The 17784-nt window shown below is 46.3% G+C and carries 16 protein-coding genes; 2 read left to right on the forward strand and 14 right to left on the reverse strand.

Annotation, left to right across the window (positions count from 1 at the left end; genetic code table 11):
• Positions 1–213: 213 nt before the first annotated feature.
• From Q0460_RS01110 to alaS, 4 genes are read right to left on the reverse strand one after another with little or no spacing between them, the layout of a single operon-like run.
• Entirely contained in the window at positions 214–2124 is a 1911-nt protein-coding gene (locus Q0460_RS01110; RefSeq protein WP_299083806.1) for a transglycosylase domain-containing protein, read from the reverse strand.
• Positions 2118–2663 (reverse strand): septum formation inhibitor Maf, encoded by a 546-nt coding sequence (gene maf / locus Q0460_RS01115; RefSeq protein WP_299083809.1) that lies wholly within the window; start codon positions 2661–2663, stop codon positions 2118–2120. The genes Q0460_RS01110 and maf overlap by 7 nt, the downstream gene beginning before the upstream one ends.
• Positions 2663–3172, reverse strand: coding sequence for a hypothetical protein (locus Q0460_RS01120; RefSeq protein WP_299083812.1), 510 nt, complete (start codon positions 3170–3172; stop codon positions 2663–2665). Before Q0460_RS01120 ends, maf begins: the two co-directional genes overlap by 1 nt.
• Positions 3169–5712: an alanine--tRNA ligase gene (gene alaS, locus Q0460_RS01125; RefSeq protein WP_299083815.1), complete on the reverse strand. Its 2544-nt coding sequence runs from the start codon at positions 5710–5712 to the stop codon at positions 3169–3171. Before alaS ends, Q0460_RS01120 begins: the two co-directional genes overlap by 4 nt.
• A gap of 121 nt (positions 5713–5833) precedes the next feature.
• On the opposite strand from alaS, the gene Q0460_RS01130 reads away from it, so the two are divergent.
• Together Q0460_RS01130 and hemH are read left to right on the forward strand one after the other, a co-directional pair.
• Positions 5834–6706: a Gfo/Idh/MocA family oxidoreductase gene (locus Q0460_RS01130; protein WP_297881396.1), complete on the forward strand. Its 873-nt coding sequence runs from the start codon at positions 5834–5836 to the stop codon at positions 6704–6706.
• Positions 6703–7800, forward strand: a complete 1098-nt coding sequence (hemH, locus tag Q0460_RS01135; RefSeq protein WP_299083819.1) for a ferrochelatase — start codon at positions 6703–6705, stop codon at positions 7798–7800. The genes Q0460_RS01130 and hemH overlap by 4 nt, the downstream gene beginning before the upstream one ends.
• A gap of 15 nt (positions 7801–7815) precedes the next feature.
• Here the strand turns inward: hemH and Q0460_RS01140 are convergent, their stop codons facing one another.
• The 10 genes from Q0460_RS01140 to Q0460_RS01185 all read right to left on the reverse strand — a co-directional run bounded on the left by Q0460_RS01140 (position 7816) and on the right by Q0460_RS01185 (position 17731).
• Positions 7816–8379 carry a hypothetical protein gene (locus Q0460_RS01140; protein ID WP_291936655.1) on the reverse strand — a complete coding sequence of 188 codons (564 nt, stop codon included), beginning with the start codon at positions 8377–8379 and terminating at the stop codon, positions 7816–7818.
• Positions 8380–8478: 99 nt separating this feature from the next.
• Positions 8479–8607 carry a hypothetical protein gene (locus Q0460_RS01145; protein WP_291936652.1) on the reverse strand — a complete coding sequence of 43 codons (129 nt, stop codon included), beginning with the start codon at positions 8605–8607 and terminating at the stop codon, positions 8479–8481.
• Between the two features lie 56 nt (positions 8608–8663).
• Entirely contained in the window at positions 8664–9899 is a 1236-nt protein-coding gene (locus tag Q0460_RS01150) for a nucleotide sugar dehydrogenase (protein ID WP_299083822.1), read from the reverse strand.
• Positions 9900–10384: 485 nt separating this feature from the next.
• On the reverse strand, positions 10385–12205 hold the full coding sequence (locus tag Q0460_RS01155; RefSeq protein WP_299083824.1) for a penicillin-binding protein 2: 1821 nt from the start codon (positions 12203–12205) through the stop codon (positions 10385–10387).
• A 62-nt stretch (positions 12206–12267) separates the two neighbouring features.
• Complete coding sequence (gene aat / locus Q0460_RS01160) at positions 12268–12951, reverse strand: leucyl/phenylalanyl-tRNA--protein transferase (RefSeq protein WP_299083827.1); 684 nt, start codon at positions 12949–12951, stop codon at positions 12268–12270.
• Positions 12951–15332: an AAA family ATPase gene (locus tag Q0460_RS01165; protein WP_291936643.1), complete on the reverse strand. Its 2382-nt coding sequence runs from the start codon at positions 15330–15332 to the stop codon at positions 12951–12953. The genes aat and Q0460_RS01165 overlap by 1 nt, the downstream gene beginning before the upstream one ends.
• 15 nt (positions 15333–15347) lie before the next feature.
• Positions 15348–15653 carry an ATP-dependent Clp protease adaptor ClpS gene (locus tag Q0460_RS01170; RefSeq protein WP_005871755.1) on the reverse strand — a complete coding sequence of 102 codons (306 nt, stop codon included), beginning with the start codon at positions 15651–15653 and terminating at the stop codon, positions 15348–15350.
• On the reverse strand, positions 15643–16341 hold the full coding sequence (locus Q0460_RS01175) for a TlpA family protein disulfide reductase (RefSeq protein ID WP_299083830.1): 699 nt from the start codon (positions 16339–16341) through the stop codon (positions 15643–15645). The genes Q0460_RS01170 and Q0460_RS01175 overlap by 11 nt, the downstream gene beginning before the upstream one ends.
• A gap of 55 nt (positions 16342–16396) precedes the next feature.
• Positions 16397–16861 (reverse strand): SsrA-binding protein SmpB, encoded by a 465-nt coding sequence (gene smpB, locus Q0460_RS01180; protein ID WP_298027415.1) that lies wholly within the window; start codon positions 16859–16861, stop codon positions 16397–16399.
• A 126-nt stretch (positions 16862–16987) separates the two neighbouring features.
• Positions 16988–17731, reverse strand: coding sequence for a 4-(cytidine 5'-diphospho)-2-C-methyl-D-erythritol kinase (locus tag Q0460_RS01185; RefSeq protein WP_299083833.1), 744 nt, complete (start codon positions 17729–17731; stop codon positions 16988–16990).
• Positions 17732–17784 lie beyond the last annotated feature (53 nt).

Below are 17784 nucleotides of genomic sequence, written 5' to 3' on the forward strand. Positions count from 1 at the left end.
AAAATATAGATATTACTTTACTAAAGTAGACGAATTTATCGTCTAAATTAAAAGACTTTATAAGCCTCCTATTATTTTAGTCCCTGCGAATTGTATATTTTATCGCCTTAAGCATTAAACAAACTATAAATTAGCATATTTATATTGTGCTTAATAAACGCAATCTATGTAAGGGCCTTCCGAAAACGGATTAAATTTGGATTTGCTCTAAATTTAAAACGATCCGTCGCTGCTACTTTCGCGAGGTTTAGGAAGCGGCGAAATTTTAGTGTAATACTCCTCCTTCCCGTTGTATTGGCGGCTAAAAACGCCGTCCGGGACGGTGAAGTTGCGCTTGGTTTGCGGATATTCTTTTAAATAGGCATCTAAAAATTTTGCAAACACCGGTGCTGCGGTACGGCCGCCACCCTCGACCTTTCGCATAGGTTTATAATCGTCGTTGCCATACCAGATTATGATCTGTAAATCCGGCGTAAAGCCGCAAAACCAAGCATCTATGCTATCGTTTGAGGTGCCGGTTTTGCCCGCTATGTCGATGCCCTGCACGCGCGCGCGAGTACCGGTGCCGCGCTGCACGATATTTTTTAGTAGCGTAGTCATCAGATATGCCTGCTCAGGGCGTAGCACGCGGCGGCGCTCAGGCTCTATAAAGCGAGTTTTGCCATCCTTATCGGTAATCGAAACGATAAATTTTGATTTTGCTGTAATTCCAAGCCCTGGGAACATAGAATACATTGTGGAGTATTCAAGCGGCGAAATTCCGTAGCTGCCGATAGCCACCGACAGGGCAGGCGGGACGTTTTTAAAGCCGAACTCACCAAGCTTTTTTACCGCGCGATCAACGCCGATAGATTGCATCAGATTGATCGAGGCAAGGTTGCGCGAGCGAGTTAAAGCTTCTTTGATCGTGATGTAGCCGCTGTAAGTCTTGTCGTAATTTTTCGGCTTCCACGTTTTATCGCTACCGTCGTCGAATTCTCTAGCTATATCGGGCACCTCAGTCATCGTCGAGTAGCCCATATCAAGGGCGATTTGATAGACGAAAGGCTTGAAGCTGGAGCCGGTTTGGCGCTGGGATTGGCTAGCGCGATTGAAATTTGATTTCGCGTAATCCACGCCACCTACTAAGGCTAAAATTTCGCCGTTTTGCGGATGCGTGACGACCATAGCGCCGTTTACGTTGCTTGCATTAGCGTCTTTGTTGCGCTTTAAAATTTCATTGTAGCCGAAAACTAATGCCTCTTGCGCCATTACTTGCGCCTTTAGATCAAGGCTCGTATCTATGCGGTATCCGCCCGTACGGACATCCGGTAGAATTTTTTCGGCTTCTTTTATGATCTCATCTACGGCATACGGCGCTACGTTTTGCGTGAGCGTTTCGTTGTAGATCGTAGGCTGCTCATTCATCGCGAGCTCATATTCGGTCTTATTTATCCAGCCGAGCTCATGCATCCTATAAATCACGTTATTTGCGCGCGAAAGCGACAAATCCAGGTGCTTAGTAGGATCAAAGCTACTAGGAGCTTTCGGCAAGCCCACTAAAATCGCGATCTCTTTAAGGCTCAGATCTTGCAAATCCTTTTTGAAATATCCCAAAGCTGCCGTGCGGATGCCGTAATATCCGTGTCCAAAATACACTTCGTTGAAGTAACGCTCTAGAATTTGTTCCTTGCTTAGAGCGTTTTCTATCTTAAGCGATAGGATCGCTTCTTTGATCTTGCGATCAAGCTTCTTTTCGCTCGAAAGAACTAAATTTCGCGTGATCTGCTGCGTAATCGTGGAAGCCCCTTCGACAAATTTCATCGCTTTGACATCCTTAATAATCGCCCTAAAAATCGCCTCGACATTCACACCGCCGTGTTCGAAAAACGCCGTATCCTCGATAGCTACGAGCGCCTCGATCACGCGGCCCGGGATCTCGTCGAATTTTACATAAATTCTATTTTGTTCATTAAAAACATTGGCTATCAAATTGCCGTTGCGATCATAAATTTTAGTCGTAAGCTCGGGATGATAATCGATGATCGAGTCCGATTCCAAGCGGATTTGCGAGTAAAAATACAAAAAAATTCCGCCTGCGGCAAACGCGCAAACCGTAATAAAACTAAATAAAACTCTTACCATACAAACCTCTTTAAAATTTCCAGATCAAGCCCCATCGCCGTGAATTTTGACCCACGCGAGCTTTTGATATATTTTTCGTTAAAGCCTTCGATACTCATCGCACCCGCCTTGCCACGCCAATCGCCGCTAGCGATATAGCTTTTTAAATCCGCTTCATTAAATTCCGCAAATTCAAAGCTTGCGACGCTAAGTGCCGAAAGCTCCAGAGCCTTACTGCAAAAAATCATCGCAGTATAAACGGCGCAGCTAGCACCACTTTGAGCTCGTAGCATTTTTAATGCGTCCGCTTCATCCCGCGCCTTGCCTAAAATTTCGCCGCCGGCAAGTACGGAGCTATCGGCAAACAGCACTCTATCATAATTTTTATAAATTTTAAAAAACTGCGTTTTTTTGGCTACGGCAACGCGGTAAGCATAGGTGCGTGCATCGTCCTTGCTAATGCCGCTTTCATCGAAATTAAAAGGAATTTGCGTAAATTCTACGCCGTTATCCTTTAGAATTTGCGCTCTAGTAGGCGAACTTGAAGCTAAATAGATCATCAAAACTCGCCCACCGTCACGCCTAGATAAACGCAAATCAGCGTAACTACGATATTTAACGGGATGAAATATTTAACGACGATGATTAAATGCTCATTCGCCTCAAGCTCATCGCCCTCATCCAAAGCTCGCTTCAAAGATAAAATTTTATAATGCATGTAGATAAAATTTAGTAGTATAAAGCCGGCGCCAGCCCACAGCGTGGCAATCGCGCCTTTTACCATAGGATCTGAAAATTTAAAACCTCCGCCGTCCGCAAGAAAAAATCCGCTTACGCAAACAATCACCAAAAATAGCGCAAAGAACTGCTCGTAGCGCTTCATATATCGCAAAATTTCTGCAAATTTTACATCCTTCGCATCTGCTTGGTTTTTACTGCTTAAATTCATAAAAATCCGCGCGATCAAAAATACGCAGATCTGCGCGCAGACCAAAAAAATCACGCTTAAAATGTGAATCAGCGGCAAAATTTGCGAGGCTTTGATGAAGCCGGTATCGATTTCGTTCAAATTTTACCTTTTGCGTAAGAGATCGCCTCTTTGATCGCCTCTTCGATTTTTAGCACGTCCTTGCCGCCTGCGGTCGCAAAATCATCGCGTCCGCCGCCGCCGCCGCCTAAAATTTGCGCTGCGAGCTTAACCCACTCGCCAGCTTTGATCGGCGCATTTTTAACGCCTGCCGCGATTGAAATTTTACCGTCCGAGCCTACTTGCATCAGCATTATCGCCGCCTTTTCGTGGCTATTTTTAAACTCATCTATCATAGTTTTTATATCACCGCTTTCGACCGAGGCTACGCAAAGTTTGGTATCACCGACATTTAGAAAAGCCAGTGCATGAGAACTGCTTGCATGCTTGATCTGATCTTTTAGCGATCTGATCTCATCTTTTAATTTCTCAATCGCGCGGAGAGGCTCAATCCCTTTTAGCTCTGTAGAAATTTCAGCAAGCTTAGCGCGATTTTGAAGCGCTAAATTTAAAGCAGTGCGCGAACAAACTGCCTCGATACGCCTAACGCCCGCACTTACGCCACTTTCTTTGACTATAAAAAACGGTCCTATCTCGCTTAAATTACGCACGTGAATTCCGCCGCAAAGCTCCTTACTAATCTCTCCAAAGCTCACAACGCGCACTTTTGAGCCGTATTTTTCGCCAAAAAGCGCGATTGCACCGCTGTTTTTAGCGTCATCTATATCCATAATCTCAGTTTTTGCCGCACAGCCCTTGCAAACGGCGTTATTTACAAATTCCTCGATTTTAGCTAGCTCCTCGCCGCTAAGTGCCTTAGGATGCGAGAAGTCAAATCTTAAGCGGTCCGCTTCGACTAAGCTTCCTGCTTGAGCAATATGAGCCCCTAGCACCGCACGAAGTGCCGCGTGCAAAAGGTGCGTCGCGCTGTGATGACGTGCAATCTGCTCACGCTCCTCAGAAACCTTGAGCCCGACGATATCGCCGATTTTCAGGTTACGATTAAGGCGCAAGTGGGATAAATTTAACCCATAAAATTTCTGCGTATCAAACACATCGGCTATGGACTCCACTTCGCCGCTATCGCCCGTTTGACCGCCGCTTTGTGCATAAAACGGAGTGATATCAAACATCGCCCAGCCGATATCACCGGCTTTGAGCTCATCCACTTCCGCAAAATCCTCATTAAGTAGCGCTAAAACCTTGCTCGTGCGGCTAAGCTCTTCGTAACCGCTAAATTTATTCTCACCAAATTTCTCTAGCAGCGCCTTAAAATCGCCACGGACGTTTTTATCGCCGCTGCCCCTCCATGCGGCCTTAGCTATCTGCCTTTGCTCGCTCATAAGCGCGTCAAATTTAGCCTCATCCACGCGCAAATTTTTCTCGCGCAGCATATCGGCGGTCAGATCGAGCGGAAAGCCGTAGGTATCATATAACTTAAACGCGACCTCGCCGCTAAAAATTTCTTTAGTGCGCGCAAGCTCCTCGTTAAAAAGCTCGATGCCATTTGCCAAAGTGGCGAAAAACCGCTCCTCTTCGAGCTTGATCTGCTCCTTTACGGCTTGCTTTTTCTCGTTCAGATAGGCGTAGTGCCCGCCCATCAGCTCGCATACTTTATCCACAAGGCGATACATAAACGGCTCTTTTATACCGAGCAGATAGCCGTGGCGAACGGCACGACGCAGAATTCTACGCAAAACATACCCCCTGCCCTCGCGATTAAAATTTGTTCCCTGCGCTAGCAAAAACGTAACCGAGCGGATATGATCGGCGATGACGCGGTAGCTCGCGCCGCTTTCATAAACGTAAGGCTTGCCGCAAAGCTTCGCGACCTCATCAATTAGCGGCATAAAAAGCGAGCTGTCATAGTTGCTAAATTTGCCCTCCTTAATCGCCGTGACGCGCTCAAGCCCCATGCCCGTGTCGATGCTAGGCTTTGGAAGCGGGCTAAGCTTGCCGTCTTTGCTGCGCTCGTACTGCATGAAAACTAAATTCCAAATCTCTAAAAAGCGGTCGCCGTCGCCGCCCATATAATCCTCGGGCGAGTGAAAATGCTCCTCACCCTGATCGTAAAAAATTTCGCTGCACGGTCCGCACGGCCCGGTATCGCCCATCGCCCAAAAGTTATCGTGATCGCCGAAGCGATATATGCGCTCCTGCGCTATGTGCTGCGCCCAGAACTCGTAAGCTTCGTCGTCCTTCTCGTGCACGGTAACGTAGAGTTTTTCTTTGGGAAGCTTTAAAATTTCGGTCACGAACTCCCACGCATAGGCGATCGCCTGCTCTTTGAAATACTCGCCGAAGCTGAAATTTCCAAGCATCTCAAAAAACGTATGATGGCGCGCGGTGTAGCCGACGTTGTCTAGGTCGTTATGCTTGCCGCCGGCGCGGATGCAGGTCTGACAGCTCGTGCGGATAGGCGGCGTCGGACGCGGAACGGCTCCTGTAAATATGCTTTTAAAGGGCACCATCCCCGCGTTTGTAAACAGCAAGCTATCATCATCTGGCACCAACGGCGCACTAGGAATGATCTGATGCCCCTTGCTTGCAAAGAAATTTAAATATTCGCTTCTAATATCCATGATTTGTCCTATTTCAAGTTAAATTTTAAAGGCGCATTTTAGCTAAATTAGATTTTAAAAATTATAAATTTTAACCATTCTTAGTTATAATGGCGCAAAAGATTAAATTTAGGGCATGGCGATGAAAAAAAAGATAGCGATCATAGGCATGGGCGAGCTTGGTCAAAAGCACTTCAGCGAGCTAAGAAGGAGCGATTATTTCGAGCTTGTAGCGCTTTATCATAAGGGCAGCAGTGAAAATTTCGGCCCGCGCTATCCGATCTTTGATAATCTAACCGATCTTTTTAACGTCGCTAAGCCCGATGCCGTAGTCATCACGGCTCCCCCGCCATCGCATAAAGAGCTGATTTTAAAATGCCTGCCGTTTACCAAAAATATCTTTGTAGAATCTCCGCTCGCACAAAGCCTAGCCGAAGCTAGAGAGATAAACTACGCAGTCACCACTAACGGTACGCGCCTAGCCGTAGGCTACTCCGACCGCTACAATCCTGTCATCGTATCCTTGCTACGCGAGCTAGCCAAGGGGGATAAAATTTTTTCGATGAGCTTTGTAAGCGGTTTTGCAAACGACGATAGAGCGGATATCGTCGCCAATGCCCTTTTTAGAGATATCGATCTTGTGCGACTGCTTTCTCACAGCGAGATCGCCTGCATAGAACTTAGCAAAAATATCTCTAAAGAGCGCACTCTAGCCGCATGCGCTACGCTTCACACAAAAAGCGGCTGCTATTGCACGCTAATGCAGTCCAATCTCTATCCTATCAGACGCCACGGTATCGAAATTTGCACCGACAGCGGCGTATATTTCGGCGATCTAATCTCAATAACTCTTTTTAAAATTACGCCTGACGGGCGCGTGAATCTGCGCGTCGATCGCGATGACTTTTCGCTACGGCGTGAACACGAAGCGTTTTGCGAGATGTGCGACAGCAGTACTAATGCAGGTCTTGCAAGCGTAGAGGATGCGATAAAAATCAGAGAAATCATCTCATGAGAAAAGCTTTAATTTTGCTCAACATGGGCGGTCCGAACAATCTGAGCGAGGTTGAGCTTTTTTTAAAAAATATGTTTAACGACCCCTTTATTTTGGGCGTTAAGAGCGATTTTTGGCGCAGCGTTTTAGCCGCACTCATCGTAAGAAGTAGAGCGGCGGCGGCGCGTAGCAACTACGAAAAACTGGGCAGACGCTCGCCGATATGCTCCATCACCGCCGCTCTTTGCGAGCGTGTAAATGAACTAGCGCGAGCAAAATTCGGCGCGGAGTTAAAATTTGAAAATGCGGCGAGTGTAAGCGCTGCAAATGAGCCGTCGCAAGACGTTTCATCGCAGAGCAAGCCGTCGCAAGACGTCCCGACGCATGGCGAGCTGCCGCAAAACGAGATGCCGCAGGATGAAAAACCGATAGACGAGCTAATTTGCGATTATGCGATGAATTACACGCCGCCATTTGCGGAGGATGTGTTTAAAAAATATGCGGATTTTGACGAGATAATTTTGATGCCTTTGTATCCGCACTTCTCGAAAACTACGGTGCAATCGAGCCTGTGCTCTGCCGAAGCGGCGCTTAAACGGCTCGGTATAAAAAATTATAAAACCATTGACATCTTCTACGACAGCGCCGCTTACAACGAAATTTTACTAAATTTAATCGCAAGCTGCGTCGCAAAATTTAGCGCGGATGAAATTTCGCAAATTTCACTCATATTTTCCGCCCATTCGCTGCCGCTAAAAATTATCGCCGCGGGCGATCCTTACGAGGCGCAGGTAGAAGCGCACGTAAAAATTTTAAAAGATCTGCTGGCTGCGCGCGGGATTAAATTTAAAGAGATAATTTTGGCATATCAATCCCGCCTAGGTCCCGTGAAGTGGCTACAGCCCAATATCGCAGACGTTTTGCGGAATTTAAAAAGCAAAAAAGCGCTCATATTTCCGATCGCATTTTGCGTGGATAATTCAGAAACGAATTTCGAATTAGATATTTTTTATAGACAGCTTGCGCGCGAGCTGAATTACGAATACTACGAAGTGTGCAAATGCCCGAACTCTCGCGAGGATTTTGCGAAATTTATACTCGCGCAGGCACTGTAAATTTAGAGATTAAATTTAATCTTTTAGTTTGGATTTTTTATATTCTATATGAAGCTTGAAAGTAAATATAAAAGCTATTAGAACTAAAATTATACCAGCTATAACGCTAGTTTTTCTTCCTTTGTAGAGATAGCTCATGTTTGTCGTATCTTTAAATAAAACCAAACCATCATCGCAGCGGCTCAGCTTATTCAATACAAAATCAGACATATTTATGATTATACATCGATTAAATACATATTCTTTAAAAAATATATCACAAATATATGTTCCTTCTGAAATTTTTACATCTACAAAGCGTCTAGTGATGATTTTATTATTATTTTGGATTGACACTACACAATTGGCTTTCGTACGATAATGTCCTTTGTGCCTTTTAAGTTCTTTTATAGTACCGGAAAATACGAATGGATCTCTTATGCTTTGAGTACTTGGTACGATAGAGTAGGAGTACAAGAGAAGTATCGGTGCGATAAATGAAACGCAAACAACGATTAGCGTTATAAAAGTATGCTTCCGATCAAAGCCGAATTTAATCAAATCATACCAATAATCTACGTAGTAAAGCGGGTTTTTCATTGTATTCCTTTAGTAGCTTTTGGCAAATCAGAATATTCTTGTAGCGATTTAAAACCACCTGTAATAAGTACACCTTTTATCAACACTTCCTCTACTCATCTATATCTCCTTTATTAAAATTAAGGCATTGGAATTTTGAGCATCAGAATTTTCCTGCAAGCCTTGCTCTAAATTCTGACGCCGCCCATCTAAAAGCCTCTTTAACTTTTCAAGCCTTGCTTCATTCATCCTTATCCCCGCTAAGCTACTGATTTAGAAGTCTAAATTTAAACCTCGGCTAAATTTCAGAGCTTTCCTTGTGCGTCTTTATAGACGTTTTTCACGTCGTAAACCAGCGAACCCGCGTAATCAAGCTCGAAAAATTGCTTATGCGCCACGGCGATTACGACGCAGTCAAATTTGCGCAAATCGGGCTTTTGCAGCAGATCGATGTCGTAGTACCTCTTAGCGTCGGTGGCGCTCGCCCAAGGATCATAGACGCTTACTTCGCAGCCGAAATTTTTAAGCTCGTTTATCATATCCACGACGCGCGTATTGCGGGTGTCGGGGCAGTTTTCTTTAAACGTCAGTCCCAAGATCAAGACCTTCGCGCCTTTTACCTTTTCGTCGTATTTTATCATCATCTTGACGACCTCCGTAGCGACGTAGCTTCCCATATTGTCGTTGATACGGCGGCTTGAGAGGATGATTTCAGGATGATAGCCCACCTCGGTCGCCTTCTGCGCCAGATAATACGGATCGATGCCGATGCAGTGTCCGCCCACAAGCCCCGGACGGAAGCTTAAGAAATTCCACTTCGTAGCCGCTGCGTCGATGACGTCGTTGGTGTTGATACCGAGTTTACCAAACAGGATCGCAAGCTCGTTAATAAAACCGATATTGATGTCGCGCTGGGTGTTTTCGATCACCTTTGCGGCCTCGGCGACCTTTATGCTGCTGGCGCGAAAGGTGCCGTTTTGAAGTATGCTAAGATATACGCTATCTACGACGTCCAAAGCCTCCGCGGTACTTGCCGAGACGATCTTTTTGATCTTAGTGACGGTGTGAATTTTATCGCCAGGATTTATCCGCTCGGGCGAATATCCGCAGAAAAAATCGCGGTTAAATTTAAGCCCGCTCGTGCGCTGCAGCACCGGTACGCAGTCCTCCTCCGTAGCGCCCGGATAGACGGTGCTTTCATACACGACGATGTCGCCCTTTTTAAGCACGGCTCCGACGCTTTCGCTGGCCTTGATTAGCGGCGTAAGATCGGGGCGATTTAGCCTATCTACGGGCGTCGGCACGCACACGATATAAAAATTGCTCTGCCTCATATCATCTAGATTTGCGCTAAATTTTAGCCCGTTTTGAATCGCCGCAGCAAGCTCCTCGTCGCTAAGCTCCAGCGTGCGATCATGCCCGCCGCGCAGCTCGTCTATGCGGTCCCTAGCTACGTCAAAGCCCACCACTTCGTGCTTCGCCGCAAACGCCGCCGCCAAAGGAAGCCCCACGTAGCCAAGTCCGATTATCGCTATTTTCATTTTTCCCTCATTTGCTTTCATATTTTCCTCTTTTCTTTACGTTAAATTTCATCGTTAAATTCCGCTCTCAAACTCGCTAAATTTCATGCTCGCATTGCGCGTCTTAAAACTTAACGCTGCAAGCTCGCTCGCCATTTTGCTTGCGTTACTTGCGCGGCGGCAAATTTAAAATTTTGTCGTGATACAGAATTTTACGCCGCGGCAAAATTTCGTATTGTGATAAAAATTCGCTGCCTTAGCGCAGTAAGCGGCGCCATGCAAAATTTCAAGCCGTGATAAAATTTTACTACCGCGCCAAAATCCCGCGTTACGATAAAATTCCATCACCGTACCGTTAAAATTTTGCGCCGATAAATTCTATGCCGCCAAAATTCCGCGCCGTAAAATTTAAACGCCGTAAAATTTCAAAAAGCCGCGCCTAATTCCACGAATTTTCGTCGCCGCAAGCCGCAAAATTTCAAAAAACCTCGCGAAATTTAGCAAATTTAATCTTTAATTTCAACTGCCTCATCCTTGATTTCGACCTTTTGCGTGGCGTTTGCGTCGGCTGCGGGCTTTAGATAGCCCTCCTCAATCAAAATTCCTACCGCCCGCTTAAAGATCGGCAGCGCATTTTGAGCGGCGTAGTAGCTGCCCCTTTTAGGCTCGCGCACCAAAACGCCGATCGTGTAGCTGGTGTCCGCGTCGTTGGCAAAGCCGAAAAACGAGCTGTTATAGGCGCTCGAATAGCCGCCTCCCTTGGCGATGCGCGCAGTGCCCGTCTTGCCACCGATTTGCAGCCCCGCCACTCGCCCCTTACGCCCCGTGCCACTCTCAACCGTTTTGATTAAAATTCCTTTTATTACATCAGCGGTAGGTTTAGAGATGACCTGGCGGGTTTCACTTTCGTTGACGATGTAAGTTTTGCCGTTATTTTCGAGATTTTCGACTAGGCGCGGGCTAATCATGACGCCGCCGTTGTTAAAGACGGTATAGGCATTGAGCATCTGAAGGAAGGTCATCTGCGCACCGTAGCCGTAGCTGATCGTGGCTTTGTAAATTTTATTATTCAGGCTTTTGATGCTTGGGATATTTCCACTTTGCTCATACGGCAGATCAATGCCCGTTTTTTGCGACATACCAAAGTTCATAAGCCCGTCATAAATAGCCTGCCCCTCCAGTCGCTCTGAAATTTTAATCATTCCTATGTTTGAGCTGTGGATAATGATCTCCTCGCCGCTCATCTGCTTAGCCGGGTGCGTGTCGCGGATCGTGCGAGTACCAAGCTTATAGCTGCCGTTATAGGTGTTGATGATCTCGCCCGGTTTGACGGCTTTGGCATCATAGGCGATTGCGAAAATTATCGGCTTCATAATCGAGCCCACTTCGTAGGCGTATTCGCTCGCGGTAAAATTTAAATTCTTAAGATCGTTTTTTGTTATATTTGAGGGATCATAGCGGGCATTGGTCGCGAGGGATAAAATTTTGCCCGTTTTGGAGTTCATAATGCCTACCACGATTTCTCGCGCATCGTAATTATCAGAGCCCTCATCGCTTAGGTGCTCTATCTTTCTTTGCAGCGTTAGTGGCACGCTTAAACGGACGTTATAGCCGTCGATCCTGCCCGTTTTTTTGCTACTGCGCTCTAGAATGATATTGCCGCCGATATCGCGCGGACCCACGATAAACTCATCTCTAACCGGCGCTAGATAATACTCATAGTACTTCTCGATCCCCTTAATTCCGCTAACCTTGGTGATACCATCAACCTCTTTTTTATTGATATAGCCGATTAACGGAGTGAGCGAATCGCCGACATTGTAACTGCGCTTTTCGCCGCTTTCGCTCACGCTCATGCGGATAGGCGGATTTAGCCTGCCGTTTGAGCCCATAAAGCTAACGAATACCTTTTTTAAATTTAGCTTATACGCAAGCTCTTTTAGATGCACGGCGGTTTTGGCGTCGATTTTATACGACAGCACGGTCGTACCGCTAGAGCCCTCGATCGCGCTTTTGACACGCTTTTCGCTATCGCCCGTATAGATGCAATAAAGCCGCACGAAAAGATCAAGCTTGTTTTTATCGATGCTGCGTGCATCGACGCTAACTTTGTAGAGTTTGACGGAATTTGCCGCGACGTAGTTGTCTTTTGCGATTATCGCGCCGCGGATCGCGCTGTTGGTTTCGTTGACGTCCAGACGCGGTAACTTGCGCTCGGTGCTGCCCCAAAAATATAAAATCGCCAAAAATACAAAAAGCGCCGCCGGCACGAATATAAACATCACGATAATCATACCGACTGAGGAGCTTTTATCTCTTTGCCACATCTTATTTCTTTAAAATTCTAAATTTCGCGCGTTTTTCGTGCTGCCGCATCTCAAGCTTTGACTCAATGCTGCGCTCCGCGCGGAACTTTAAGATCCGCGAAGCGCTCAAAGCCGCTATCTTGCGCGCTAAGCTCAGCAAATAGAGCAAGGAATTCCGCTCGCGGCATCTCTTTAGCACCCATAAATTTCAGATGCTCGTTCATAATCTGACAATCGATTAAAAAGCCGAAATTTGCAAGCACCTCACAAAGCCTAATCAGCGCTACTTTTGAAGCGTTGCTCTTTAGACTCAGCATACTCTCGCCGCAAAACACACGCCCAAAAATTAGCCCGTATAGCCCACCCACAAGCTCGCCGTCCTCGTATGTCTCGACGCTGTGAGCGTAGCCGTCTGCTGCTAAACGCGAGTAAGCCTGCACGATCTGCTCGCTGATCCACGTGCCGTCGCTCTCTTTTTTTCGTACGTCTTTGCAGCGCTCGATGAAGCCCTTAAAATTCGCGTCAAATTTTACTTCATATCGCTTCAGATAGGGCTTGATGGACTTTTGCACGCGCACTTCGCGCGGATCAAGCACTGCGCGCGGATCGGGCGACCACCATAAAATCGGCTCATCCTCGTTAAACCACGGAAATATCCCTGCGCTATAAGCGCTAAGCAAGCAATCCTCGCTCAGATCGCCGCCACTTGCAAGCGGCGCAAAACCGGGCGCATCCATGGGATCTGGAAAATCGTAAAATCGAGCCATTATTTAACGACACTGCTTTGAGCTAGTGCAGGTTGCTTTTTTTCTATCTGTGGCAAAGGCGTAGAAGCAAAGCTAAAGCTTAGCTCGCCATCTTTTACGCTCACGCTAACTAAGCCGCCCTCTTGCAGCGCGCCAAAAAGCAGCTCGCCGCTTATATGATCACTGATCTGCGAGCTGATCTCGCGCTTTAGGTTTCGCGCGCCAAACTCGTCCGAATAGCCGCGCGAGATAATCAAATCTTTTGCTTCCTTGTTTAGACTAATCTTTACGTTTTTTAGCTGCGACTCTAGCTCGCCGATAGTTTTATCCACGATCTTTTCTAAAATTTCGCCGCTTAAGCGGTTAAAATTTATGATTTTATCGATGCGGTTGCGAAATTCCGGCGCAAAAAAGCTTCTTATGGCGCTATCTACTTTATAGCTCTCATCCTTTGTAAATCCGACCTGCGGCGCTTCTTTCGTACCTAAATTCGACGTCATTATTATGATCGTATTTTTAAAATCGGTCGTAACGCCGTTATTATCGGTAAGGCTTGCGTTATCGAAAATTCCTAAAAAAATATTCGTCATGCTAGGATGAGCTTTTTCTACCTCATCAAATAAAATGACGCTGTAGGGGTGCTTTTTGATGTTGTTTGTTAAAATTCCACCGTTTTCAAAGCCCACGTATCCGGGAGGTGCTCCGATGAGCCTAGAAACGCTGTGAGCTTCCATATATTCGCTCATATCATAGCGCTCAAAATGCACTCCAAGCTGCGCGGCTAAGACCTTGGCTAGCTCACTTTTGCCCACACCGCTGCTACCTGCAAATAAAAATACGCCGATTGGGGAGCTTGCGCCTCCAAGCCCGGCGTAAGAGCGCAAAAGTGCCTTGCAAAGGCTGCTAACCGCTTCATCTTGACCGAAAATTTCACGCTTGATATTGGCTTCCAGATTTTTTAGTACCTGTTTATTATCGACGCTACTGCTTAAATTTGCAATATTCGCGCTAATCGAAAGCGTATTTACCAAATCGTCCTTACTGATTTCAAGCGGAGCTTCGTGCGGTTTAAACGCAAAGCTAGCGCCCACCTCGTCGATGAGATCAATGGCGCTGTCGGGAAGGAATTTATCGCTTTGATATTTTTTAGCAAGCGTTACGCTATCTCGCAAAATTTCGTCGCTAAATTTTACGCCGTGAAATTCCTCATATTTTTTGGCTACGCCTTTTAAAATTTCGACGCTATCGTCAATGCTAGGCTCGCTCACGTCGATTTTGCAAAACCTGCGGCTAAGCGCTTTATCCTGCGAAAACGAGCGATATTCGCCGTATGTAGTAGCGCCGATGACCGATAGCTCGCCGCTTGCAAGCGAAGGTTTTAGGATGTTTGACATATCAAGTTCGTTGCGATTGCCCGTGCCTGCACCAACGATCGTGTGAATTTCATCGATAAATAAAATCGCGTTTTGATTAGCGCTAAACTCGTCTATGAGATCTTTTAGTCTCTCTTCAAACTCCCCACGCAGCGTAGTTCCTGCGATCAGCGCGCCAGCATCAAGGGCGTAAATTACCTTATTTTTTAGCTTCTCTGGCACTTCGCCGCGGACGATTTTTAGCGCGATACCCTCGATGATCGCGGTTTTACCAACTCCTGCTTCGCCCACTAAGATCGGATTGTTTTTCTTGCGGCGACAGAGGGTTTGCAGCGTCTTTTCGATCTCTTTTTCGCGTCCGATGAGTGGATCGATCTTACCCTCAAGTGCGATTTTATTGAGGTTTGCTGTATAAAGCGAGCTAGGCGAATCCTTTTTAATATCGCGCTCGTTTATCGCGTCCTTTTCGCCCTCAAACGCAGGCTCAAATTCCGTATTCTGCCACTGCCTACGGCTTTCGTCGTAATTCATCGCATGCGTGATATCATCGATATCGTATGAGTTTAGCTTAATCGCTGCGGCTTCGTCGCGAGAAACGACCTCGTCGCGGTGATCGAAAGCGGATTTGTACTTTCGCACGATGAGTTCAAAAATCGCGGCATTGATACCGTAGTGATTTAAAATTTTAGTGCAGTCGTTTTCCTTATCATTTAGAATTTTAAGCATAAAATCAAGCTCGTTTTTAGGCTCTTTAGCATTATTTAATTCAGTATAGAACTGCTTAAATTCTATCGTCTGCGCCGGAGCCTTGCCGCTTGATTTAGGCATCATATCCAAAAGCCCGCCCAGATTATCCAAGATATTTAGGTAGTTAATATCCGGAATTTCTTTAGCAATGAGCCCATGAAAGGGCTTATTGTATTTAAAAATCGCATAAACTACGTGCGAAGTAGTAATGTATTCGTCCTCGCCGTCATTTGCGACGCTGATTGCTTGTTCAAAATGTTTGTTTAAAAAAAATCCTATCATTGCTTTCCTTTAAATTTAATCCTCTTCGATCTCACATCTAAGAGGGAATCCTGCGGCCTTTGCCGCTTGTAAAACCGCTTGTTGCTTGCACTCGGCTATCTCTTTGGGATACGCGCCGCAAACCGCGCGACCCTGCTTATGAACTTTCATCATTAAATCTACGGCGTCGTTAAAGTTTTTGGCGAAAATCTCCATCAAAATATAAACCACGAAATCCATCGTCGTCACGTCGTCGTTTAGTAAAATCACCTTATACGGGCGAGGCACGAAAGATTTTGTTTTGGCGCGAGTGCGAATCTGCACGCCGGTTTTAGTTGCCATTTTTTATCCTGGCGATATCGCTTTTTATCACATCGGTATCGACCATGCCTAAGTAATACGGCTTGCCCCGCTCATCGCCCTCGTTAATGTCGGTAAGCCTTTGATATTTTCCGTCTTTAAGCACCACCTTAAAAGGGATCGAAAGCGCGTGGCGATAATCGATGTCGCTTAAAATTTGACCCACTATGCGCTCGTTTTGTTTTGAATTGGAGATGAAATAATATGCGTTAAACTTTTTCGTAAAATTTTCGATCACCTGCGCATCGGTAATATCCTCAAAATAAATCAAGCCGACCATCAGAAAATCCGCGGAATTTTTTAGCTGAAAGTCCATCAAATGCGGCGCTTCGATGCGGCACGGCTGGCAGTACGTACCGAAAATATCAAACATTAAAATTTTATCGCTGTCCGCGAGCTTAAAGCCCTTTTCTGTCCGCTCAATCGTTACCTCGCCGCCTACGACGCTTTTAAGCGTAAATCGTTCGCCCGTTTTAAACGGCGTAAAAGCTACCTCCTCGCCGCTCTCTCCGCCAATACGCTCGCCATTTTTATCTTGAGCGGAATTTTTTGCCATCTGATTCTCACTCGCGGTAGGATCTACGCCAGCAGAGCCCGTCTTTTTCTGCGAATCATCTCCGCAGCCGCTTAAGACAAAAATCGCCAAACATAATAGTAAAAATTTCTTCATTGCATTTCCTTCGGGTTTAAATTTAAGCCCGCATTTTAACCAAAGTTTTGTGAATTTAAAATGAATGCTTGTCGTATCGCTTCATCGCGCTTTGCGCTTCGCGGTCGGCTTCCTTGCGCTTTAGCGATTCGCGCTTATCGTGCAGATTTTTGCCACTAGCCAAAGCGATACGCGCCTTTACGCGGTTTTTATCATTGAGATACAGCGACAAAACCACGATGGTAAGGCCCTCTTTGCTAACCGCGCCAAGCAGCTTGTCGATCTGCTTTCTGTGCATCAAAAGCTTTCGCACTGCCCCTTCGTCTGGACGAAAGTGGGCGTTGGTGCTTTCAAGATAGCTGATATGGGCGTTTAGCAAAAACAGCTCGCCGCGGATCACGCGACAGAAGCTATCTTTGAGATTGCCCCTGCCCGCTCGCAGAGCTTTGACCTCGCTGCCCTTTAGCACGATGCCCGCTTCAAAGCTTTCAAGTATCGTAAAATCGTGAAATGCCTTGCGATTTTTACTCAGTTCTTTCATCTTTTTCCTTCTAAATTTGACCCTAAGCTTAGCCCGTTTTTGCTTAAATTTAAAAGCGGGCGAGCGAAATTTTAAATTTTATCTTTAAATTTAGCTTTTAAATTTTAACCGCGCGCCTTGGAATTCTTATTTTAAGAAAAACACGCTGCTGCCGCTGCCGCTTAGAAACATATCGCGATACTTGCTCATCTGCGGATATAGCTTTATGCACGGCGCGAAAAGATCATTTAACGTAAAGCCGTCATATCGCGCTAGCAGCTGCTCACTGCTTAAACGCAACATCTCTTGCGCCTGCGCGGCGTTTATATTTTGCATAAAGCTTGCGCGAAACTCATTATAAACCGCGCCGGTGGAGCAAAAGATCGCGGGCGTTAAAATTTCGATCGCCGGCAAGAGGTCCTCGAAAGGCTCGATGATCTCGCCGATGCCGCGCACGTTTGCGGCCTCCAGCCCGCTAACAAAAAACGCGACGTCTGCGCCGATATTTTGCGCGATCGCTATAAGCCGCTCGCGCGGAATTTTTAAGCTTAATTCTTCGTTCGCAAGCCGCAAAAACGCCGCCGCATCGCTACTGCCGCCTCCAAGACCCGCACCGATCGGAATATGTTTTTTAAGCACGATCTTGTGCGAGCTGAAAAAATCCGCAAGCTCGCGCGCAAAGCCCGCCCGCTCAAGCGCCGCCTTGGCCTTTAAAATTATATTATTTGTGATCTGCGCGGCGCCGCATTCAAGCGCAAAGCTGCTCGCGCGCTCGAAGCTTATCTCATCAAACAGCTCCTTGCGCAGCACGAAGCGCGAGGCGATCTCGTGGTAGCCGCCGCGCGTGCCGACGACTTTTAAAAAAACATTGATCTTTGCATAGGCTTTCAAAATTTTACTCCTTCTGCGCTTTGGCGCGCTTGCGTTAAATTTAGCTCACGGCA

Origin of the sequence: uncultured Campylobacter sp. (assembly GCF_937980635.1) — a bacterium.
Taxonomy (GTDB): Bacteria; Campylobacterota; Campylobacteria; order Campylobacterales; family Campylobacteraceae; genus Campylobacter_B.